20 protein-coding genes are annotated in these 22,756 nt (G+C 43.6%); 3 read left to right on the forward strand and 17 right to left on the reverse strand.

The features are described 5' to 3' along the window. Positions 1-328: 328 nt before the first annotated feature. From ACED59_RS11865 to ACED59_RS11930, 14 genes are all read right to left on the reverse strand, one after another. The gene (locus ACED59_RS11865) at positions 329-1,753 is read right to left on the reverse strand and encodes a chain-length determining protein (RefSeq protein WP_017097832.1); all 1,425 of its coding nucleotides are present in this window, start codon (positions 1,751-1,753) and stop codon (positions 329-331) included. Next, complete coding sequence (locus tag ACED59_RS11870; RefSeq protein ID WP_017097833.1) at positions 1,750-2,868, reverse strand: glycosyltransferase; 1,119 nt, start codon at positions 2,866-2,868, stop codon at positions 1,750-1,752. The genes ACED59_RS11865 and ACED59_RS11870 overlap by 4 nt, the downstream gene beginning before the upstream one ends. After that, on the reverse strand, positions 2,861-3,646 hold the full coding sequence (locus tag ACED59_RS11875; protein ID WP_012603969.1) for a DapH/DapD/GlmU-related protein: 786 nt from the start codon (positions 3,644-3,646) through the stop codon (positions 2,861-2,863). The genes ACED59_RS11870 and ACED59_RS11875 overlap by 8 nt, the downstream gene beginning before the upstream one ends. A 92-nt stretch (positions 3,647-3,738) precedes the next feature. Beyond that, positions 3,739-5,115, reverse strand: a complete 1,377-nt coding sequence (locus tag ACED59_RS11880) for an O-antigen ligase family protein (RefSeq protein ID WP_012603968.1) — start codon at positions 5,113-5,115, stop codon at positions 3,739-3,741. 259 nt (positions 5,116-5,374) lie between these two features. Beyond that, positions 5,375-6,481, reverse strand: coding sequence for a glycosyltransferase family 4 protein (locus ACED59_RS11885; RefSeq protein ID WP_371705098.1), 1,107 nt, complete (start codon positions 6,479-6,481; stop codon positions 5,375-5,377). Beyond that, positions 6,462-7,973 (reverse strand): sigma-54-dependent transcriptional regulator, encoded by a 1,512-nt coding sequence (locus ACED59_RS11890; RefSeq protein WP_371705100.1) that lies wholly within the window; start codon positions 7,971-7,973, stop codon positions 6,462-6,464. The genes ACED59_RS11885 and ACED59_RS11890 overlap by 20 nt, the downstream gene beginning before the upstream one ends. A gap of 221 nt (positions 7,974-8,194) precedes the next feature. Then, positions 8,195-8,599 carry an Hpt domain-containing protein gene (locus tag ACED59_RS11895; RefSeq protein ID WP_009846763.1) on the reverse strand — a complete coding sequence of 135 codons (405 nt, stop codon included), beginning with the start codon at positions 8,597-8,599 and terminating at the stop codon, positions 8,195-8,197. A 406-nt stretch (positions 8,600-9,005) separates the two neighbouring features. After that, positions 9,006-10,238: a glycine betaine/L-proline ABC transporter ATP-binding protein gene (locus ACED59_RS11900; RefSeq protein ID WP_017097835.1), complete on the reverse strand. Its 1,233-nt coding sequence runs from the start codon at positions 10,236-10,238 to the stop codon at positions 9,006-9,008. Next, positions 10,231-11,130: a proline/glycine betaine ABC transporter permease gene (locus tag ACED59_RS11905; RefSeq protein ID WP_004733798.1), complete on the reverse strand. Its 900-nt coding sequence runs from the start codon at positions 11,128-11,130 to the stop codon at positions 10,231-10,233. Before ACED59_RS11905 ends, ACED59_RS11900 begins: the two co-directional genes overlap by 8 nt. Positions 11,131-11,277: 147 nt before the next feature. Continuing rightward, positions 11,278-12,270 carry an ABC transporter substrate-binding protein gene (locus tag ACED59_RS11910; RefSeq protein WP_017097836.1) on the reverse strand — a complete coding sequence of 331 codons (993 nt, stop codon included), beginning with the start codon at positions 12,268-12,270 and terminating at the stop codon, positions 11,278-11,280. Positions 12,271-12,851: 581 nt separating this feature from the next. Then, positions 12,852-13,541, reverse strand: coding sequence for a tyrosine-protein kinase family protein (locus ACED59_RS11915; RefSeq protein WP_017097837.1), 690 nt, complete (start codon positions 13,539-13,541; stop codon positions 12,852-12,854). After that, positions 13,541-15,640, reverse strand: a complete 2,100-nt coding sequence (locus tag ACED59_RS11920) for an SLBB domain-containing protein (RefSeq protein ID WP_017097838.1) — start codon at positions 15,638-15,640, stop codon at positions 13,541-13,543. Before ACED59_RS11920 ends, ACED59_RS11915 begins: the two co-directional genes overlap by 1 nt. Then, a complete protein-coding gene (locus ACED59_RS11925) occupies positions 15,637-16,473 on the reverse strand; it encodes an OmpA family protein (RefSeq protein WP_017097839.1) in 837 nt (278 codons plus the stop codon). The genes ACED59_RS11920 and ACED59_RS11925 overlap by 4 nt, the downstream gene beginning before the upstream one ends. Before the next feature lie 62 nt (positions 16,474-16,535). Continuing rightward, complete coding sequence (locus tag ACED59_RS11930; protein WP_004733793.1) at positions 16,536-16,865, reverse strand: STAS domain-containing protein; 330 nt, start codon at positions 16,863-16,865, stop codon at positions 16,536-16,538. Positions 16,866-17,176: 311 nt separating this feature from the next. Between ACED59_RS11930 and ACED59_RS11935 the strand changes: the two genes are divergently transcribed. After that, a complete protein-coding gene (locus ACED59_RS11935; protein WP_009846756.1) occupies positions 17,177-18,019 on the forward strand; it encodes a DNA ligase in 843 nt (280 codons plus the stop codon). A gap of 159 nt (positions 18,020-18,178) precedes the next feature. Here the strand turns inward: ACED59_RS11935 and ACED59_RS11940 are convergent, their stop codons facing one another. Beyond that, entirely contained in the window at positions 18,179-19,549 is a 1,371-nt protein-coding gene (locus ACED59_RS11940) for an MATE family efflux transporter (RefSeq protein ID WP_012603959.1), read from the reverse strand. Between the two features lie 426 nt (positions 19,550-19,975). Here ACED59_RS11940 and ACED59_RS11945 point away from each other — a divergent pair, with 426 nt between their 5' ends. Further along, on the forward strand, positions 19,976-20,587 hold the full coding sequence (locus ACED59_RS11945) for a riboflavin synthase (protein ID WP_009846754.1): 612 nt from the start codon (positions 19,976-19,978) through the stop codon (positions 20,585-20,587). Between the two features lie 175 nt (positions 20,588-20,762). Here the strand turns inward: ACED59_RS11945 and ACED59_RS11950 are convergent, their stop codons facing one another. Together ACED59_RS11950 and ACED59_RS11955 are read right to left on the reverse strand one after the other, a co-directional pair. Then, complete coding sequence (locus ACED59_RS11950; protein ID WP_012603956.1) at positions 20,763-20,966, reverse strand: CPXCG motif-containing cysteine-rich protein; 204 nt, start codon at positions 20,964-20,966, stop codon at positions 20,763-20,765. Positions 20,967-21,080: 114 nt separating this feature from the next. Next, on the reverse strand, positions 21,081-21,947 hold the full coding sequence (locus ACED59_RS11955; RefSeq protein WP_012603955.1) for a fructosamine kinase family protein: 867 nt from the start codon (positions 21,945-21,947) through the stop codon (positions 21,081-21,083). 454 nt (positions 21,948-22,401) lie between these two features. On the opposite strand from ACED59_RS11955, the gene ACED59_RS11960 reads away from it, so the two are divergent. Continuing rightward, positions 22,402-22,746: a DUF3802 family protein gene (locus ACED59_RS11960; protein WP_009846752.1), complete on the forward strand. Its 345-nt coding sequence runs from the start codon at positions 22,402-22,404 to the stop codon at positions 22,744-22,746. Positions 22,747-22,756: the final 10 nt, after the last annotated feature.

Genomic DNA, 22,756 nt, shown 5'->3' on the forward strand with positions numbered 1-22,756 from the left:
ATTTGTCTTGAAGTTACTTCTTTAAAACGTTTAGCTTTACAATGAGATTGCAGGAGTTGTGCCAATTAAATAGTTTTTACATTTCAGTGGCTTATAGCGAATGGTTCGAGGGCGGTTTTCGTTTCTCAAAATGGGAATCAAAACAAAATACGATTGATTGGCAGTTTGAATAATAGGGCTCGGGGAAACCTCAAGCGGCGTTAGAACTTGGGTCTTCAGACAAACAAAACGCCAAGCGAATGTTGGCGTTTAGTGCTAGGAAGCAAAAAAGACAAGAAGAAGCTAAGAAGCTACGAGGCTAGCAAGTTTAAAATACCTTTGAGGCTGACTAGCCCATTTTAGGTATCACCGTTATCACAGGGACACCTAAGATCTCTTCGATTTCGTCTTTACGTTTGATTGAAGAGTCAAACAGCTCGAACAATACCGCCAGACCAATGCCCAATCCGATGCCCGCAACAAATCCAGCCAGAATAAAGATAAAAGTCGGCATGTTAGATTTCATGCTAGGCGTGAAAGGCAAATCGATAATCTTCACACGTTTGTTTTGCTCGAATACACCAAGCGAACCCGTTAGCTGAGCCATTTCATAACGCTCTGTCAGTTCATCATATAGTTGACGCTTGATTTCAACTTGACGTTTAAGGCGGTACATCTCTTTGGCATTTTCACCGAAGTTATTCGCCTTGTGTTCTAATTCGAAAATCATAGTACGAAGGCTTTTGGTCTCTTCAGTTAAAGACTCAAAGCGAGCACGAACCAGTTGTAGGCTGTGTAATTGAGTGACCAGAAGAGGTTGGGTATCAGAAAGCTTGTTTAGTGTCGTGCTACTTGCGATGTCCCAAAGCTGGTCGCTGTTCATCGTTGGCTGGGTTACCTCGAGCAAACTTTTTCGCTCATTTTCAAGCCTGTCTAATTCACGGACTTTAGCTTGTACGGCACTGTGTTTATTTGTGTATTTGGCTTGCAGCAGAGTCAGCTCACTGCGAATGTCGATGATCTGGTCTTCGATTCGACCTATCACGGGATTTGTTTTAGAAAGTTGTTGGTCGATTGACCCTAAACTTTTTTCAACACCCGATAATTCCGCCTCTTTTTCCGCCAGTGTTTGTTTGAGTGACGCTAAGCGATTCAAGCTTTGGCTTTGCACTTCTGGCGTCGATTGGACGTTTTCGTTCATGTATGCGGCTAGCGCTTCTTCTGCCTCTTCAAGTTCCGCACTACGTTTGTCTATATGGATTTTCAAAAAATTACTTGAGTCCTCAATTGACGAACGTTCCGGCGCGAGCAGCTGTTCAATAAAATGTTCACTCACCGCTCGAAGCGTTTGTTCCATTCCATTTGGAGTGTTCGACGTTAAACTAATTTTAAGAAAATCTTTTCCAAGCTGTGTCACTGATAAACGCTGAGACAGATCAGTGATAATTTCTTGTTTCTCAATTTCAGACATATTTGGTGTGGTCAGTTCAAGCTCTTCCGCTACAGAGTAAAGAACATGTCGACTGTGAAGCAATGTTCTCAATGCGTTAAGTCGATCTTTTAGCATGGTAGAAACGGCGATGTCTTCCAAGAATGGATTCATCTTGGCCGTTTCTTGAATCAACATACTGGTATGCGCGTCATATTTAGTTGGAGCCAACTTACTCACACCAAAGCCTACAAATGGCAAAATAAGCATTGGCAGAACGATAACGTAGCGTTGGCGCCACATCGCATTTAGGATGACTAGTAAGCGCAACTTAAGATTATTCATAATAGCTCCAACATCCAATGTACGAAGTTACCACGGTTCTGCCAGCTCTCTTGTTCGACGACAGAGATAGGTGAGTTGCTTAGCTGGCGTGCATGATCAAGCGCCCAAATCATTTGGTTCGCGCTGCCAACCGTGGTTACGTGCTCTTGATATGGAACCAAAGCAGGGAACGGTGTTGTGATAATTGGTGTGCCAGCCGCAAGGTATTCCATTAGTTTGAGTGGGCTACACGCTCGGATCTGCTCGTTATCAACAAACGGCAACAAGCTAACATCCCAGTGTTGAGAATAACTTGGTAGCGTGTTGTGTGGACGAGGGCCAAGGTAATGTACGTTACTCAACTTAGGCAGCATGAGCGTATCAAGCTCGTTTGGACCAATGAAAACAAAATCCCATTCCGGCATCGCATTCGCAACATGATCAATCATTTCATAATCAAGCCACTTAGAAAGGCTGCCATAAAAACCAGCAATAGGGCGGTGGTTGCTTGGTAAATCTTTTGCTCTTGGTGCGGGTGTAGAAAATAGCCCGACATCGACACCATGTGGTAAGAGCTGAGCTTTCTTGCTAGGGAATTTGTCTATCAATTTTTCACTAGCAGCGAAGATCAAATCTGATTTTTCAATGAGTTCTAATTCATGCTTTGCGACTGTCTTGTGGTCTACGCCCGCAAGTGCACTAAAGTCGTCCCCACAGTAATAAACAACCGCTGACTCGCCTAAGTGTCCGCACAAATCAACAGCGGTCGGAAGAGAAGTCCATAGGATAGGCGTGTTAAGATTAAGCTCTGCAATCATTGGTTTTAGTTGATGCAACATCATTTGCTGAGCCAACTTTCTACAAAATTGAGAAGCAGGCGCAGGGATTGTCTTTAAGTTAACGATAGTAATGTTGTCGTTTCCCTCAGAGTCGAGCATGTTTTGAGTAACGGCTTTGGTTTTGCCAAACAATTTGTTGAACGCTCGGGTGGCATCTTTAGCGGACAGCTTCGGTTGTCTTAGGCCAATAGAGTTGACCCATAAGACTTTGTGTTGCTTAGCAAGGTGACGCACTAAATGTTGAGTTGATGACGGTAGGCCGCCAAAGTCTTCACCAAATACGATTAAATCACGCATGGTCACCTCCATGAGTCTCTAATGAATCGAATACATCGGATTCAGTCACTTCAACGGATTTAATCTGTCCGACTACTCGAGCTGGGTTACCACCTGCGATTGCGAAGGCCGGGATATTCTTTGTTACTACGCTGCCTGCGGCTATAACGGCACCTTCGCCGATAGTTACGCCGCCTTTAACCGTCACATTCGTGCCTAGCCAAACATCGGGTTCAAGAATGATGTCGCCGATTTGCTGAGGGTCATCACCTTCACCTTGCGCTCGACGTTTTGCATCTAGCGGGTGACCAGAGTATCCAAATAGAAACGCGCCGCCAGCGATTCGTACGTTGTCAGAGATAACCACTTTACCGCCAACAGCGATAGTCGACTGCCAACCGATGTCGACGTTGTTGCCAATCGACAATAGTGGGTGTTCCAAGCCTTCAAGTGGCTGAGTACAACCAGAGAATGTCGTGTGGCCAGAGATACGGCAGTTGTCGCCAATCGTAATTTGTACCGGACCGCTGACGAAAGGCAGACCACCATACAAATACAGGCGCTTGCCACATTGAGCCACACGACCTTTGAAAGCCGGTGTCCAGTAGAAGAATCTCGTCAAGCCAGAAACCAAATTCACCACTAGCTTGTGCGCTTGATAGAGGCAACGATTAAGTATTTGAGGGGTAGGTAGCTCTGCGCTTCTGATGTCTTTCAAAATGAAAAACACATTTCTAATTCGAGAATTAGGATGAAACTTAAGCCAATGTTTGAATTGATGTATAGATACTGACGTCATAATGAAACTCCTCTATCTTGTTATATAGAAGTACTTTCATATACTGTGCCATTTAATAAATATAATGTTTTCAATGGGTTAAAGTGTGGGTTTTAGGTTTTCTCATTTTGACAGGCAGTTTGAGATACGTTAGAGACGCAAACTGTGAGCGCTGCGAGGATATAAATCGGCCAGTTGAAGCCTTGAGTCAAAAATGTACCCGACACGATTGTTCCAATCAGGCCTGCATAGATCGCATACGCGACCGCATTTAGTTCAGGTGCGATTTCTGTGGTTGAGTTTTTTAATCTGGTGAGTGTGGATCGGGAGGTTTTGATCAAAGAAACGATAAGGCAGACAAAAATGATCAGACCAATAAAGCCTGTTTCTGCTAACACACCAAACCAGGTACTGTGAACGGCGTGATTCAGTCCGTCCCAGTGCGAACTATAAAAGAAGTAGTTCGAGAAGAAGTTGTTCAACCCTACGCCGGTCAGTGGGTTCTCAACTGCCATTTTTACTGCCGCTTCCCAAGCATAGATTCGCCCCATTGCAGATTCATCGATGCCTTGTTCAGCTGCACCACCAGAAGACCTGTCTGAGATCCCAGCAACCAAGTAGAGCACGACGGCCGCGACAGTTCCTACGGAGATTAAGAGGACTTTAGAGCGCACTAGCTTCCACGCAAAAATACCAATCACCGCAATACAACCCAGTAATCCGCCACGGCTTTGAGTGGCAATAATGGCGGCAAGCAGTAACAGACAAACTAAGGCACTGATTAAACGCTTGGATCGTGAGATGCCAGTCGTGGTGGCTTGGCTTATTGTAAAGGCGAGTGGGAACATCAGTACCAGTGCTAGGTCGTTCGGGTCACCTAACATAGAGCCAAAATCGCGGCCAATAGTCACGCGTGAGCCCTCGACAAGCCCAATACCATTTACTGAGTTGTACACGGCAATAAAACTGACTAAAGCGCCTGCGTAGATAATCGTCATCGCGGTTTTTGCAAGATTTTCCGTGGTGTTTACTAACCAAGTAATCGCCAGCGTCATGACGATTATTTTCCAATAAACACCTTTGAATTCTGCAAATGCTATGGGCCTGTTAGACGCGAAGATAATACCAATGAAAACCAATACCCAAAATATGGCGAGCCAATTTAAACAAGGGTGCCAGAAGATTTTTAGCTCTTTACTGATTAGTGCATGCCAGAGTAAAGCTGACAGGGCACCTAATGAAAGCATCAGCGGTATTTTTAACGAATAGAGTTGAGGTATGGCTTCGTGAATTCGGAAAAATGAAAAGACAACGAACAGTAGAACTAGCCAGAATGTCTTGTTTAACACGAATAACCCAGCTAATGGCACAAGAGCGAGCGCTACAATAACAGCAGGGTGAGGCACAAAGTACCAAACAATACCAAGCCCAACACACAAGGTGCTGATAGTGATGATGACTGGCAATCTATTGGCTTCAGGGGTGAGCATTGTAATCTCTATTGCTGAGTAAACTATTCATGGCAGCTCTCTATCGTTATACATTTGAAAGTCGTATCTAATGCGTGATGTTAAAGGTTGCAAAGCGAGTGCCAGTTATGCATCTCAGTTAACTAACTGATTTAATGATGGATTATTGAGTAATACTATAATCTTAAGTTGAGATTTGTCATTTTGAGAATCAGTATAAAACTGACTAGAACGGCTAAATTATCAAGCTAAAATAACCAGTTATCTACTAAGGCTAGGATTAACGATCGAGTTGGTAGATTTCCAACAACTTCGGGACAACAGCTTGTGGCGAATATTGGTTTTTGACGGTTTTTATCGCGTTACTTCTGAGAAAGTCACGTTGTTCAATCGACAATGATATCCACAAAGATAAAAACTGTTCTAGTTCAGCTTCTGAATTGGCGAGGTAGCCGTTAACTTGGTGCTCGATGAGTTTAGGCAAGTTACCAACTGAGGTGGCGAGGACAGGAATGCCGCGAATCATGGCTTCTAATGCCGCCATAGGTAAGCCTTCAAAGCGGGAAGGGATGATTAACAAATCGATTTGGCTCCAGACGTCGTCCATATTGGTCTGATGCCCATGAAAGGTAACATTATCAGGCTGCGATTTAACTAACGCTTCCATTTCTGGCCCGTCACCAAAAAGCTCAAACCGAACATCAGGAAACGGCTTGGCTAATGCGACAAATCGATCTGGCGCTTTTTCGTGGCTTAATCGTCCCACAAAGCCAACATGGAATGGGCTTGATGAAGGGGACTTTGTTAATCCGGTAGGGACTTTAACAAAGTTATTCAATTGATGGGTTTTACTCGGCACTTTCGCTTTAATCTTCTCACTGACCACGAGCGACTGATCAGAAACAAAGCTGCTGTAACGGTCGAGCCAGTCATAAAGCCATACTTTGCCTGTTGGGGTTTCACCGGCATGATAAGTGGTGATTTGTTTGGTGTTGTTAAAACGAGGTGGGAGCTTTATTAGTTTGCTGACCAAACTGGCTTTGTAACCATGAGCATGGATAAGCCTTGGCTCATAATGATGAGCTGCACGTTTAAGCTGTGTCGCGCTATTGCCGCTTGAACCTGCAGAGTATGAGGCTAAATCGGAGAGGTAACTATAAGGGATGTTCAGCGCATTCAACTTTTCAACGATGATCGCTTCAGGATTAAACTTAGTCAAAAGAACGATTCGAATAGCCTCTGAATACTGGGCGCTTTCAGATATCAGCCCTTGTGCTAACTCTAAAACATGCGTTTCTATGCCTCCAAAAGTTTGGCTGTCGATCAACAGCCAAATCTCGTGAAGGTTTACGTTGAGTACACCTTGGCTAGGCTTGATTGTACTCATCTTCCGATTCCCAAGCCTGTTTCTTACGATAAACAGTAGAAGGGCTAAGTTCTAACAGCACGGCAGCGTTTAACACATTCCCATCGCAATGATTGATGGCATGTTGAATAGCTTCGCGCTCTATTTGCCACATTGGACGAATAGCACCTTCGCTTGTTGTAAATGCGGGCGTCATCGGATCGTTGTTAGCGGGGACAACTGAGGATTGCTCCAACTCTTCCGGTGTAATAGGTGGCAACTTAGTTTCTGATGCTTCCACAACAGCAGCTTGGGGCGCAGCTACTCGAATAGGTGTCACTGATTTCGTGGCTGTAGCTACGTCTACTTTATTAATCGGAGGCGGTAACATGTCTTTAGTCACGCTCGTTTCATTGTTCAACACCACGATGTTACGGATGATGTTTTGCAACTGACGTACGTTGCCTGGCCACGCATAACGTTTAAGTAGATTCTGCGTTTCTTTGTCTATTGATTTGAACTTCTTCTTGTCTTGCTTCGCGTACAGCTTCAAGAAGTGATTAGACAGGGTGACAATGTCACTTCCTCGTTCACGAAGCGGTGGCATCTCGATAGGCACAACGTGAACACGATAGTAAAGGTCTTCTCTAAAGCGTCCTTCTTCTACCTCAACCAGTGGATCGCGGTTGGTCGCACAGATAATTCTGACATCCACTTTAATCTCGCGGTTGCCACCGAGTGGGGTAAACGTACCAGTTTGCAAAAATCGTAGGAGCTTCTTCTGCATCTCCAGTTCCATTTCACAAAGCTCATCGAGAAATAGGGTGCCACCATGCGCTTGCATTGCGGCACCTTTACGGTCGGTTGTCGCACCGGTAAATGCACCTTTAACGTGACCGAAGATTTCACTTTCCATTAGGTCTCGAGGGATAGCACCACAGTTAATAGCCACGAAGGGCTTACCGTTACGCTGGCTCTCTTGGTGGATCGCTTCAGCACACACTTCTTTACCCGTACCACTTTCACCGTTAATAAACACGCTGGCGGTGGTTGGTGCTACCGAATCGATAATCTTGTAAACCGCTTGCATGGGAAGGCAAGAGCCGATGAAATTATGAAAGCGGTCACGATCGAACTTGCTTTGCATGTTATCGACAAGGTTTTCGAGTTTCGCTCTTTTTAGATGTAAGCGAACAGAAGTCTTGAGTCGATCGGCTTGAATGGGTTTCTCTAAGAAGTCTTCCGCACCGCGCTGGATAAGGTCAACAGCAATGTTTACTGAGCCATGTGCCGTCGCGATAATGACGGCGGTTGGTATTTCGTTCGTACTAATCCAATCTAAGACTTCTTCCCCTGGCATGTCGGGCAACTTAAGGTCAAGAATAACAAGCTGTGGAGAGTGCCTTTCAATGAAGGTCTTAGCTTCCGCGCCGGTTTCGACGTGGAAGATATCGTAGGGCTCGTCCTTTACGTACTGCTTGTAGAGTACGGCGAGTGAGGTGGAGTCTTCAACTAACAATACCTTAGGGCGCATTGTGTATTCCTTTTGAAACTTTATCCTAACCAATCAATAACATAGTGATATAAAACCATCAATACGAGTCTTGTGTATTTGTTATCTACCGCATGCAATCTTTTAAGGCGCGGTGTGTAGAATTTCCCGCATTGCTACTCATACTAGTTCGCATCTTTATGGGGACTATATTAATAACGACTATGTTGAGTTTTTATCTGATGCTATATGAACATCCAAAGTTAACTGAAGCCTGCCTGTTTCCTGTCAAGCAAGGCTTTGATTGAACGCTCTGCGAGTTCTAGTAATTCGTCAACTTGCAGAAATGCCGCATCGTGACTCTGTTCTAGACACTGCTTCTCTAAAGCGCGAGCTAACTCACCCAAAGGGCGATTACCTAATGAGAGTGCGGTGCTGCCAAGAGTATGAACCTCAAACTCAAGTGTTTGAGCGTCGTGCTGAGCGACAGCCTCTTTTATGGCGACCAAGCGTGTTTGTGATTCTTCGACATAATGGTCGATCAAGATCGGGATAATATCCGCACTTGTATCTCGAATCATTTGCTCTAGAACGCTTTCATCAACAAGCTCGCTAACTTCTTGTGAGTTTAGATGTGCAGCTGTGTCTGACGCTAAAGTGGAATTCATCAAACTAAGTCCTTTTGTTGAGCGTAATATCCGTGAGTACTATTAAGTTCTAGTCATTTTCTAGAATAATTTCAACTGCTTGCCTTATAAACAAAGCAATTAATTGCCTTCTCGCCCGAATTGCCACTATGTTTGTGACAAACCTAACGAACTGATTTAAATTTGTTTTCTCTTATGAAATATAAACTTAGGCACCTATTAGCCTGGGTACTTATACGCTTAAAGGGAAGAGTGCAGGACAAAGCGAGGCCGATACACATAAAAAAGACCACTGCAGTTATTAACAACAGTGGTCTTAGAGCAGGTTAAGTCGTTTAGGCTAATCTAAATAGCTATATAACCAAAATAGCTATAACCCAAATAGCGATAATTTAAACAGCCGTGCTTTAAATATCGAAAAGTAGAACTACGAAGCTTTATCAATCTTTGGCTTTGGGTCGGCTTCTACTTCTTCCTCGCTACTTTCGGAGAAGATATCAGCAACAGCGCTTCTCTCTAGTTCACCTTTTAGGTTACCGTCCTCATCAACAACCGGAAGAGAATAGTCACAAGACATTGTGTCTGGTAGCACTTCTTCAATCACCGCATCAGGCAAAATGGCTGGAACTTCTTCGTATATCTCTTCACTGAAGTCATGCACCGATGAATCTTCAACTGCATCCTGTAGGCTCTCTTGTGTGACTAGACCTTGATAGCCTTCATCCGTTACGTGATAAGCGTAGTCATTTTTCAGCATCTTCATTTGTGCCAAGGCACCTTCAATCGTTTCAGATGTGATTCGATAGAGAGGGGGCTGCATAACGGTTTCAACGGTCAATGCACGAGCACGGTTTACGTCTTTAACGAATGCCTCTACATAGTCATCGGCTGGATTCAGCAGAATCTCATGTGGCGTACCTTGTTGTACCAACTCGCCATCTTTCAAAATTGCGATTCGATCGCCGAGACGAAGTGCTTCATCCAAATCGTGGGTGATGAAAACAATCGTCTTATGAAGCTTCTCTTGCAGTTCAATGAGTTGATCTTGCATTTCACTTCGAATCAAAGGATCGAGCGCTGAAAACGCTTCATCCATTAATAAGATTTCAGCATTAGTACACAGAGCTCGAGAAAGACCAACACGTTGTTGTTGACCGCCAGAAAGCTGGGCAGGGTACTGCTTGCCGTAACCTTTCAACCCCACCGTTTCTAACCACTCATTGGCTTTCGCTAAACGGTCTTCTTTTTTGATACCTTGTACTTCCAACCCGTACGCAACGTTTTCTACCACGGTGCGATGAGGCATTAAGCCAAAGCGTTGGAATACCATCGACATTTTATGACGACGGAACTCTTCTAATTGCTTGGTATTGAGGCTCATCACATCGATGCCTTCAACCATGATTTTACCTTGAGTCGGATCTATCAAACGGTTGAAGTGGCGAATCAGCGTCGATTTACCCGAGCCAGAAAGCCCCATGATAACGAAGATTTCGCCACGGTTAATCTCAAGGTTAATCTCTTTCAAACCAACGGTATGACCCGTGTCAGCAAGAATCTGGTCTTTGTGTTCGCCGTTCTGAACTCGGTTCATAACAGACATCGGTTTCGGTCCAAACACTTTGTATAGGCCACTAATCTCAATCAATGGTTTAGTCATGCTTGAGTCCTCCTAAATGCGCATTGGTTCTTCTTGCGTACGCCTGCGAAGCGCGGTCAAAAAGGATTGCTAGGGCAACAATGGCGAAACCATTCATCAAGCCTAATGTGAAGTATTGGTTGGTAATAGATTTAAGAACCGGTTGTCCTAGGCCTTTAACACCAATCATTGATGCGATAACAACCATAGACAGTGCCATCATGATGGTTTGGTTGATACCCGCCATGATCGTTGGCATCGCTAACGGTAGTTGAACACCCCATAAGCGTTGCTTTTTGCTCGCACCAAAAGCGGTAGCCGCTTCCAATACTTCTTTGTCGACTAAGCGTATGCCTAGATTGGTTAAACGAATCACAGGTGGAATCGCGTAGATAACCACGGCGATTAGCCCTGGAATCTTACCGATGCCGAGTAGCATCACTACTGGGATCAAGTAAACGAATGCCGGCATGGTTTGCATGATATCAAGCATCGGCGTAACGATAGATTGCGCTCGATTCGAGCGAGCCATCGCAATGCCAATCGGAATGCCTAAGAATATCGAAACCAAGGTACACACAGTGATGATACTGAGCGTACGCATGGTGTCTTCCCACATACCAAAGTAACCAATAAGGAGCAGGGAAACGACACAACCTAAAGCCAGTTTCCAAGAACGACTCGCGGCGTAGACAAGGCTTGTACAAACAGCGAGGACTATAATCCAAGGGGTTGAGATAAGAAGTTTTTCAAACCAAACTAGGAATGAAAGAAGAGGGTCAAATAGAGATTCAATCATTTCACCGTATTCACGAGAGAATTCACGGTATGCGCCATCCAGCGTCTTTTTTATGGTTCGTAAATCAGCGCGTTCCATCTCTGGAAAGGTTGATAACCAATTGGTGTCAGCCATTTTATATCCTTATAGTTCGGAGCCACTTGTTCATACGATGAGGTAATCGCCTATGAAAAGGGCTCCGAATCATGAATAACATCAAGTATAGCGACGTTATTTCCGTATTATTGTTGAAGCGTAATTACTTGTTGTTAAACCAAGCTTTTACAGTTCGGCTTCAACTTTCTTAGCCACTTCTTGAGAAACCCATGGGTGCCATACTTCTGGGAATTCACTCAAGAAATGCAGACTTGCTTCTTCACCATCGGCTTGGTTGTCTTCCATCCAAGCAAGCAGCGAGTTCATTTTGTCGTTTGTGAAACCACGTTTAGTGAAGTAGTCATAAGCTTCAGGTGCACGTGACGCAAAACTCTCAGTGGTGATAGTGTGAACGGGTGAAGGCGGGTACATGGTCGCTTTTGGCGATTCACAGTCTTCTTTGGTGGTACAGTTAAGGAACTCTTCCTCATTAACGCCGCTGCCAAAGTCGACTTTAACCATGTCGTATTTTCCTAGAACAGCGGTTGGTGCCCAGTAGTAACCAAACCAAGCTTCTTCGCGCTCATAAGCTTTTGCGATAGAGCCAGATAAGCCGGCACTCGAGCCTGGATCAACAATCGTGAAACCACTGTCTTCCAGCTCAAGAGCGTTAAACAAGTTTCCGGCACTGATCTGACAGTTCCAGCCTGCTGGGCAACTGTAAAATGCTGATGTATCTGGGTCTTCAGGGTGCTTAAATAAGCTAGCGTTTTTACGTACACCTTCGATGGTTGCCATCTCTGGGTATTGTTTAACTAAGTAAGCTGGAACCCAAAAGCCTTCTTCACCGCCATTCACAAGTGCTTTACCTGCATAGCGAAGACGTTTTTCTTGGACACCCTTGTCCAATGCGTCTTTTAAGCTGTTGCTCCAAAGTTCAGGTGCAACATCAGGCTGGCCTTTTTCAATCATGGATGTGCCTGTTGGCATGGTGTCGCCAGGGATAAGTTCGGCATCACACCCATAACCATGTTCTAGGATGAATTGGTCGATATTGGCGATCAGTGTTGCAGAGTTCCAGTTCATATCTGCGATTGTTACGCTGCCACATTCTCCAGCGTTAGCATTACCGCTGGCTGCTGCTACTAACAAAAATACGGAGCTTAACTTGTATTTCATATTGAGTTTCCTTTCTCTTTAATAATACAACTAAGGTAACCAAGGTAAATTGATTATCTAAATTGCTCGATGGTGATCCTTTCCGTGTATTTGAACCATTTGAGCAGAAGGAGGGATGGGTGAAGTTTGAATAGATAAATGTGCAAAGTCAGTGAAGTGTGATTTGCCAATTCATCCACTGTGTTTCAACAGCCATCGGATAACTTTGTCAAACTATTACAAATTCGTCAAAAACCACCTCTATTTATAATCTTAGGGAATAATCGTACGAATTCCATCTTTGATGCGATTTACATGGCACTTTAACCGTCTGTGTCACATTACCGATAAAGTTAGGCATGGGCGGTTGATTCTTGAAGGGTTTTAAAGGTGGTAAGACCACGCTCGAAGTGTGTGAAATGCGTTGAGTGGTTTTTAAAATCGTATTTTTAACAATAATTTCGCCAAAAACACCCAACTTGGTTTTGGGGTGTTTGGGCGTAAAGTCCAATAGGCACGGTGGCTGTCAGGATTTACTGATAGCCATACAGTTGCACAAGAAAGCTATAGTTGTACAAAAAAGCTATCGTGGCGCAGAAAAGTTACATCGGTAGGTTTAAAAACTCATTTTGGTAAAGCTTATTGGCCAAGCTATCGCGAAGTTTAGTTGGAAGGAATTTCATGCGATTGATTTGTCTTACCAACTCTTGTGCAAAGCTAGGTGTTTGTTTCATGTTCATCACACAACCCATAAGATTGATACTCTGCGCATCAAGCAGCTTTTTCGCTTGTTCTAGGTGGTGAGTTGACGTTTCACCATAGGCGACAACCATCAATGTGCTGTCACAGGCACTCGCAACAGACTGTGCGGGGATATTCCCTTTGTTAATATTGAGAAGCGGTGAGGTATCAATGATGACTCGATCGTATTTCTCTAACCATTTGTTCACCACTTTTTGTAATGTAGTCGGATCTTTATAAGCCAATTGCGTTGATGCGATTTGTGGAGCAGGGACACCGATAAACGTACGATGAGACTCGACATGTTCAATTAACTGTCCCTGTTGATTGTCTTCCAACATGTTCAAATCTTTAAAAGCAGGATTGTATAAGTTGAGGTCAACATAAAGCGTAGAATGACCAGCAAGGAGAAAACGTTCTGCTAATGCAGTTGCAATAGAGGTTACCCCGTCACCTGAATGACAGGCAGTCACGCAAATCGATTTCTGTCCGTTAAGTTCAGAAGCTAGATACAGTTGTTCTACTTCTGCTTGGATTGCTGAAATAGTCATTATAAAGCTCCTATTAAGACGATCATTGTTGTTAGACGTAGTATGTCTTCTAGACCTACACGAGCTTTTTCCATAAAGCTCTCTCGGCGATCTGGGATGTAGATAGTGTCACCAGCGCGCAGTACTGGTAGGTTATAAATGTTGGCTGTTTTGCTGAATTCAACAAGGTCGAAGGTACGAGCTTGACCTTGGCAACAAGACATATTCACAATGGTAATTTTCTCTACGTAAGCGTTATCAGTAGGGCCCGCCGCCTCTGCCAATATATCTAAAATGGTCATGTTGTCGTTGAACACATAACGTCCTGGGTTGTTAATCGCGCCAAGTACACGAACGGTTTCTTCTTTCGGTGTATCTAACCAGTTTTTACCTTTCTCTGGGATATAAATAGTGTCACCTGTGGTTACATTTGGCAGTAACGATTCGTCACCGGTTTCGAAGTACAACGATAAATTGAGTTTGCTTACTTTAGAGTAGGTTTTATCACGGTGAGTCACACGCACGTTGTGTATATCGGCATCCTTAGTAGGCCCGTCAGCTGCAGACAAAATGTCAAGAAAGTGCATGTCTTTGGTGAAGCGGTAACGACCCGGTGCATTCACTTGTCCAAAAATGTAGATCGAAGCATCAGAGCTTTGACGTACCCATTGAGATTTATTGTCTGACGGATCTTGTGGCAAGTCGTGGACACGGACGATAGAGCCTGCACGAATTTGTGGCATCAGATCTCGTGGCGCACCATTTCTGATGAAATCATCAAGATTAAACACAACCAACTTTCTACCCGTCACGACTTCAATTTTCGATGTGTCAGCGCGTAGCGTGGGGCCGCCGACGTGTGCCAATAATCCCATGAAGTTCATTTCATCTGACCATTCTATACGACCAGGTCGATTCACCTCACCAATCACGTTAACTGCTCTGTCTGGTGCAATCTTTAACCAAGATTTCTCGTTCATGTCGGTTTTCTCAGGAACAAAGATCGCGTCACCGGCTTTAATATTCGGTGGGTTAGAGTTAGGCAAGCCTTCAGTGTAAGCCGCTAAATCGAATTTAAGTACTCGACCATCCGCTTTGATTACGCGTATTTGACGCGACTCTGCAAATCGAGTTGGGCCGCCAGCATTGGCAAGGATATCCATGAAGGTCGCGTCTCTCTTTCCTTCAAAAGCGCCAGGGGCAGCGACTTCACCCATAACGTAAACCATGTTTGCGCCGGATTTGATCTCTTCCTCTTGCTTCGGCACAAAAATCGTTGCACCTGGGCGTAAGATTGGAAGTAGGCTTTCGTCACCAGAATCCAAATAACGCTTAAGGTTGAACAGCGTAGGCGTATTATTTGAAATTACTCGGATTTGTTCAACACTGGCATAGCGAGTTACCCCGCCTGAACGCATTAATACGTCGACAAGGTCGGTATTCTCTTTGTAAGTGAACGAACCCGGCGCGTTAACCTCACCAAACACTTTAATCGAATTGCGAGAGTCAGCACTGTCACCTGAGTTAGCGAGCTTTGCTGCGTCAAACTCTTGCTCGATGTTACCGACTAATGGGGAAGCTGGAACGAATAATGAATCCAGTGATTGCAGAGTAGGTAGTGTTGATTCATCACCTGAATCAAGGAATCGTTTGTAGTTAAACTCTTTCTTGTCCGCACCTCGCTTAAGTATCAATTTGTCCAGTTGTGCGCCGGGACGTAATCCACCTGCTGCGTAGAGTGCCATTTGGATACTTGAGCCTAACGCCAGTGTGTATTCACCGGGTTGTTCTACATAACCTTGCACGTAGATGATAATTAGCTGCTCTTTTACATATACCGAAGCGTTTGAAAGATCTTTATAAGCGGTAGCCAGTGACTCTAAAACGACTTTGTTAAGTTGTTCACTGTTATAACCCGCAACAAATACGGCGCCCACTTCAGGGAGGGTAATGCGGCCACGTTTATCCACTTGGAACCCTTTGTTCAACGTACTTTCACCGGGTACGTTAACTTGGATAAGGTCACCGACTTGAACCGCGTCTGAAAACTCTTCGTTAGCATTTACGACACTCGTAAAGCTTAACGATAGGGTGATGATAAAAGCGATCAATGATTTCATAATCCACCTCCCATTTTCTCGGCATTTTTAGGGGAGATAACTTCAATACTCACTCGGCGGTTAGTTAAACGCGTACCGTCTGATTCGCCTTCAAAAAGAGGAACCGTTTCACCAACAGATACCGCTTTGATTCTCTGAACACCTAAGCCAAAAATCGTTAGGTAGCGTTCGACTTGTTTAGCACGTCCAAGTGCCAAGTCATCGTTATATTCTTCAGTACCCGTGGCATCAGCATGGCCGGTAACAACAAGGTCTAGAGATTTATGTTCTTTCAGTAGCGTCGTTGCCTCGGCAAGTCGTCCCATGTATTTGGGATTGACTTCAGTAGAGTTTTCCGCGAATTGGTTGTCAACATTAAGCAGGTCGTACAACTGTTCGATAACCGACAATTGCATTCTAAATTGGTTTTCATTTTTTGGTGGTTCACACCGTGCTTGTGACGTCACATAGTCCAGTTGGACTTCAAGTTCGTTTAAACGTTTTCTTTGAATGACTAGGTCGTTTGCCGCATCTAGAAGCAGGCCACCTTGTAGTTCGCGAGCGATACGATTTTGCTTCTCTATCGCTTGCACAACAGCAGCGGGGAAGCACCAACGGGCGCCTTCTTGAATCAAGGCATCAAGATGTAATTTAGCCAGTTGCCAATCAAAACGTAATCCGTGTTCAGGACCAAGAGGCTCGTCTGGCATGACAGGAGAAAAGTCGGAATTTTGGTAATTAATAGAGTCATAACTTTCAGCCAAGCCGCCAGTGCCTTGTTCAGGGTAGCTAGTACAGCCACCTAGAACTAAAGCAGACAGAGAAAGGGCTATGTAGCTTTTCAGTATTTTCATGCCAACGTCCTATGTTTTTACTTTTTATTATTATGTTTTGTTACTTCTAGCTTAGTGGATCTTCATGAATTTGTAGGATTTTTTGAATTTACTGGGATAGCGTGGCCAATACGTAACAAGTTCATAATTTCAAGAGGTTGACCAGTCACATTTTCAAGTCGCATGTTGCGTTCGCGTTCAGTTAGGCGTTTGAACATGTAAACAATTGCGCCAACACCAGATGAATCTAAAAACTCAACTTGGCTGAAATCAACTTCGATTTCAGGGTGGCCATCATTTGAGATTACATCGTCAATATCGGTTTGAGCATCACGGCTACCTGCTGCATCTAAATCACCGAAGATAGAAAGAGTCAGTGTCGTTGTATTTAAATCAATCTTACGTAGTTCCATAGCGATATCTCCTTTTGAGTATGTATGGACAATTGCACTGAATGTGCCAACTTTTATATTTATATTTTTCAACAACTTAAATCGACTGCTAATATCTATCTCATATTGAGAAAGTTGGTTTCTCAATATGAGAACTAAAAATGGGTTAACATTTGAGACCCATAAGTCATTAATTATATGAATGAAATTGAAAGTTAAATAAGGTTGATGTGTGGGTCGCATCTTCTAGCAAAGGTTGTCTAGCTACGTGTCAGAACGCTTAGGATTAAAGGCGTTTGTTGACCACTACAGATATCAATACGGAGCAGATGATGAGATTAACTAAATTGGCGATAGCCACTCTATGGGCGTGTTCGCTTTCTTCTCATTCATCCTATTTACCGCCTGATCATCTGGTGCTCGCAAACACATACCAACAAGGCATTGATGTTTCTGAATACTGGAAGAGTGAAAAGCTTGATGGGATTCGTGCTCTTTGGGACGGACAACACCTTTATACTCGAAATGGGAATCGCATTTACTCACCGAAGTGGTTTACAAAAAACTTACCGAAGGTACACCTTGAAGGGGAGCTCTGGGCAGGAAGAGGAAAGTTCCACTTAGTCCAATCTACCGTCCTCGATCACACACCTAGTGATGTTGCGTGGCGCCAAATAGACTTGATGCTGTTTGATATGCCAGGGGCTACTGGCGATTATCAAAAGCGCTATTACAACATATTGCATTGGGTAAGTATGATTGGAGAACCTCATGTCAGCTACATCGAACATGTACCTATTCAAAATGAAGAAGCTCTGTTTTATCAATTAGACAATGTCGATGAACGTAATGGCGAAGGTTTGATGCTCAGAAAGATCACCAGTCGTTATCAAGCAGGTCGAAGCAATGACCTGTTAAAACTAAAAAGGCATCACGATGCCGAAGCCACAGTTATTGGCTACAAAGGCGGGACAGGGAAGTATAAAGGGATGATGGGTTCGATTTTGGTTCACACGGAAGAAGGGGTTGAGTTTTATATCGGAAGCGGGTTCAGTGATCAAATGAGACTTGCGCCGCCTGAGATCGGCAGCCGTATTACCTTTCGCTACAATGGCTTTACTCAAAATGGAAAACCCAAGTTTGCGCGCTTCGTTAGAGAGAAAAGTGAATATTAAGGCACATACTGCCGACTGATGCGAAATATCGCCCCGTAGACAGTCTCCGCACAAAAATATCTACACATAAAACAGTATTGATTAGACGAAAAAGAACCCTGAATATCAGAGCTCTTTTTGGTATTCAATATCAGGGATACCGGTTGAGTGAGTTATAACTCAGCGAGAGCTAAATTCTAACTGCACATCGTCGTCTTGTTTGTGCATCCAGTGCAGACGCATACCTAGCATAATAGCTGCTGACGTTAGACCGACAATGAACCCAACCCAGAAACCGTGCGCGCCCATAGGCTCAACAATCCAATCTTTCATTCCTAAAATGTAGCCAATAGGAAGACCAAGCAACCAGTAAGCAACGAAAGTAATGTTGAAGATCGAACGCATGTCTTTGTATCCACGCAAAGCCCCTGCAGCGATAACTTGGATTGCGTCAGTACATTGATAAACTGCAGCGAACAATAGTAATTGCATTGCAACAGTAATTACCGCCGTATTCTCTGTGTACAGTAACGAAACTTGCTCTCTGAATAGTACCGTCAATGTAGCTGTCATTAGGGCTGTGACTAAACCAACAATGATTCCCACGTGTGTCGCGATTTTCGCTCCTTCAGTGTTGTTTTCACCCAACTTATGACCAACACGAATACTCACGGCGGCACCGATACTCATTGGTATCATAAATATCAGTGACGAGAAGTTAATTGCAACCTGGTGTGCGGCGACAACCAAAGACCCAAGAGGGGCAACCAACAGAGAAACAACAGCGAATAGCGTCACCTCAAAGAAGATAGCAGCAGCAACTGGAAAGCCCAGTTTAAACAAACGAATTTGTGCTTTGAGCTGAGGTTTGTGGAACGTACCGAAGATATTGATTTTAGCCAAACGCTTTGATGTTAAAACGTAAGCGAACAGCAGAGCAAACATCACCCAATATACGATAGCCGTTGCAACTCCACAGCCAACACCACCTAGAGCGGGAGCGCCAAGCTTTCCGTATACGAACATCCAGTTAAGCGGGATGTTTAATAGCAAGCCAATAAAACCAATCACCATTGCAGGCTTAGTTAAAGACATACCATCTGTAAAGCTTCTCAATGTTTGGAACAACAAAAATGCAGGGACAGCAAACATCACCGCATTCATATAACCGATGGTTTTTTCTGCCATGAGTTGTTCTATGTCCATCCACTCCAATATCAGTTGTGTCTGAAAAAGTACGCCAATGATTGGAAGGGAGATGACAAGCGCTAAAAACGCACCTTGTTGAATCTCAAATGGAATTTTTACTTGTCTACCAGAACCATGAAGTTGTGCAACGACAGGAACCAACGCCATCAACAGACCCACACCAAATAAGATTGATGGTAACCAGATACTTGCTGCAATCGAAACCGCCGCCATATCGATAGCACTTACACCACCGGCCATTACGGTATCGACAAAACCCATTCCAGTTTGTGCAACAGATGCGATCAATACTGGGGTCGCAAGTTTGATTAGATTCGAGGATTCTTCTTTGTAACGATGCACAAACAACTCCAAATAAGAGGGAAAATTAGAATAATAGTGTAGGAAAGGACATTCTGAAGGAATCAGAGACAATGATCTTAAGCTTCCACTGGACGAATCATAAAGAAATGTCACAATAACTGCTATGAAAAACTGTTATTAGGGCGTGTTGATCTTTCGAGCTGATTTTTGCAGCGAGTTGCTGGGTGTTTATACAAGGCAGAGGCTTCGATGTGTAGCTAGCCTACATGAGAAGCCGATAACGTAGTAAAAATGACCAGCGAACGCTGCCCGAAGGGTTCGGCTAAAAGCGTTTTACTCTTTGTTGGGGGAGATTTGCTTAGGATGCTAGGCTACTTCCCCCTCGCCGCGATTAAAACGCTTTTATCTCGAACAAAATTTAACCGAGAAAGGTCAACACGCCCTAGAATGCTAAATAGGAATCTTATGTTTACAGGTATCGTTCAAGGCATGGCAACACTGGTTGCTATAAACAAAAAAGAGTTGTTTCAGACTCATACCATTGAGCTAAGCAACGAAATGGTTGAGGGATTAGCGATTGGTGCCTCAGTAGCTCATAACGGTTGTTGCTTAACGGTAACGGAAATTTCAGGAAACCACATTGCTTTTGATTTGATGCAAGCCACATTGCGATTGACGAACTTAGGCCAACTGACTGTTGGTGATAAAGTGAATGTTGAGCGAGCCGCAAAATTTGGTGATGAAATTGGCGGGCATAGTATGTCTGGCCACATTACGTTGATGGCGAACTTAGTGGATGTGATCAAGACTGAAAACAACCGCACGCTTTGGTTTGAGTTGCCACAAGAATCAATGAAGTATGTATTGAGCAAGGGTTATATTGGCGTTGATGGTTGTTCATTGACGATAGGTGAAGTGGAAGAGAACCGTTTCTCTGTACACTTGATTCCTGAAACGCTAAATCGCACTTTGTTTGGCAGCCGCGAAGTAGGCGACCAAGTAAATATTGAGTTTGATCCTCAAACACAAGCGATTGTTGATACTGTTGAGCGCGTGCTAGCAAACCAGAAGTCGTAGTAGCGGTTCATCAATAACACTTGCCCTAAAAGCGTTGACTAAGTAAAAATCGAAGATGTTAAAAAAGAGCACATTAAGTGCTCTTTTTCTATTTTTGTGTTTTTCTGGGCTAGCTTCAAAATCGAGGTGTAGCTTTAAATCGAGGTGTAGAGCCAACTCGACAAGAGAGTAGGTGTTAGAAAACTTGTTCGTCGTCTGCATCAATCGAGAGATGGATTCTGTCTCTCAATTCATCAACCTGCATGTCCAGATGAATTGCATTGCAACATGCAGGGCAATCGTCGTAAAAATCTTGGCTCCCATTAGAAGCATCCAGCGTTATGCTAATTGCATGACCACAATGGGGGCAAGAAACATGTTTCTCTGTGTATTTATGCATGGCGAATTCTCCTCACTGTAACTGCACCAATCGTAGTAGCTTGTATGGGTCGTAACAAATAGCGATATCGAACGTTGCACTTATATCGATCGCAGTAGCTAGCTGTGATTGGTGTTAAACGGCCTGTATCTTCTGAATACACGCCTCAGTTTGTGCTAAATACTCGCCGCCAAATTGATTGCAGTGGTTGAGAAGATGGTACAAATTATAAATGTCTTTCCGATCAGTATAGCCAACGTCGAGTGGATTGACGCTCTGGTAACCTTCATAAAACTCTTTTGAAAACCCTTCAAACAGTTCAGTTAGCGCTAAATCACATTCATGATCGCCCCAATAACAAGCGGGATCGTAACAGATTGGCCCAAAGGCTGAGTTAGCAACATTGCCGTTCCAAAGGTCTCCATGAAGCAAAGAAGGGCGAGGGTTGTGGCCTGCAAGACGCATATTCACGACATCAACAATGTCATCGATATCGCCGAATTCGATGCCTTTTTCTTTTAACAATTGCAGTTGGAAGCCAATGCGTTGCTCAGAGAAAAAACGCCCCCATTTCTTATGCCAAGGGTTGGGTTGAAGGGTGCTACCAATATAATTGTCTTGGTCACAACCAAACTCTTTCTGTTCACCCCATTGATGCAATTGAGCAAGTTGAACGCCAAAGTCATAGCTATTATTGCTTGTTTCAAGCGGCTTGGTCGGCAAGTAATTAAGGATAATGAACGAGCATTCTTTGGTTTTACCAATCAGTACCAACTCAGGAACATAAACGGTAGAGGTCTCTCTTAACAAGCGTAAATTCTCAGCTTCAATTTCAAACTTAGGTAAAAATTCTCGCTGGTTCACTTTTACAAAGTAACGTTCGTTACCATCGCTAATCATATAGCAATCGTTAATGTCGCCACCAGAAACCTTGGTACGTTCAGTTATCTGGAAGTTAAATAGAAGAGTATCTGAAAGTTGTTGAGAAATGGCCTGCCACATAGGAAATCCTCAAAGACTGAAGGTTAGAAATACAGTTTGTTTAATAGCAATAGTTTAGGATAAATCTGAGCAATTTATAGACGCACTCGTCAATGTTCTTGGCTCTTCTTCAACTAATGTAGAATCAATTGGCTGATTTGTGAACTCGAACTGATTCAAGCCCTTTGAAATCAAAACAGAAATTGAGAATGATATAAGGAAATAGTTTGGAACTAATCTCACGGCATGATGATTTTCATACAATAGAATCGCAGAAATAGGTTGAGATTATTTTTCACTATATTTTAGGTGTGTTTGGTGAAGTTAGGGTGTTTTGATTGAAATTTAAGCTTAAATGCTAACTCGGATCACTTTAATACAGTTTTTAGTAATAAAGAGATGACAAACAGACTCATATACATAGTATTAGGCAGGTACATATTAATCTGCTCTTGAGCTTAAACGGAGATTTATTGTGGTTGTAGAAACCGATGGCTATTTGGCTTTGATCGAACACTTATCATTTAACCTAGATGTCTTTACTAATAGTAATGGCGATACAGGTAATGAAAGTGTCGAAGACATCATCACTGACATGATATCAACAAATATCATGGCTATTTTCGAGCAAAACCCTGAGTTACATTCAAGCGTTCGTTTTCAACTATTGAAAGAAGCGGATTCAGTGGTGGCTGATTTAGGTGAAGTGTTAGCTGGTGTATGGTCAAAAAAAGCGACTAACGAACAAATTGTATTCTTAGATGAATACATCGCATTAGTGAAGAATCTGTTTGATACTGCGGTCGCTCAATACGACTAATTAGCTTCTA

Origin of the sequence: Vibrio sp. FF266 (genome assembly GCF_041439695.1) — a bacterium.
Lineage (GTDB): Bacteria > Pseudomonadota > Gammaproteobacteria > Enterobacterales > Vibrionaceae > Vibrio > Vibrio tasmaniensis_A.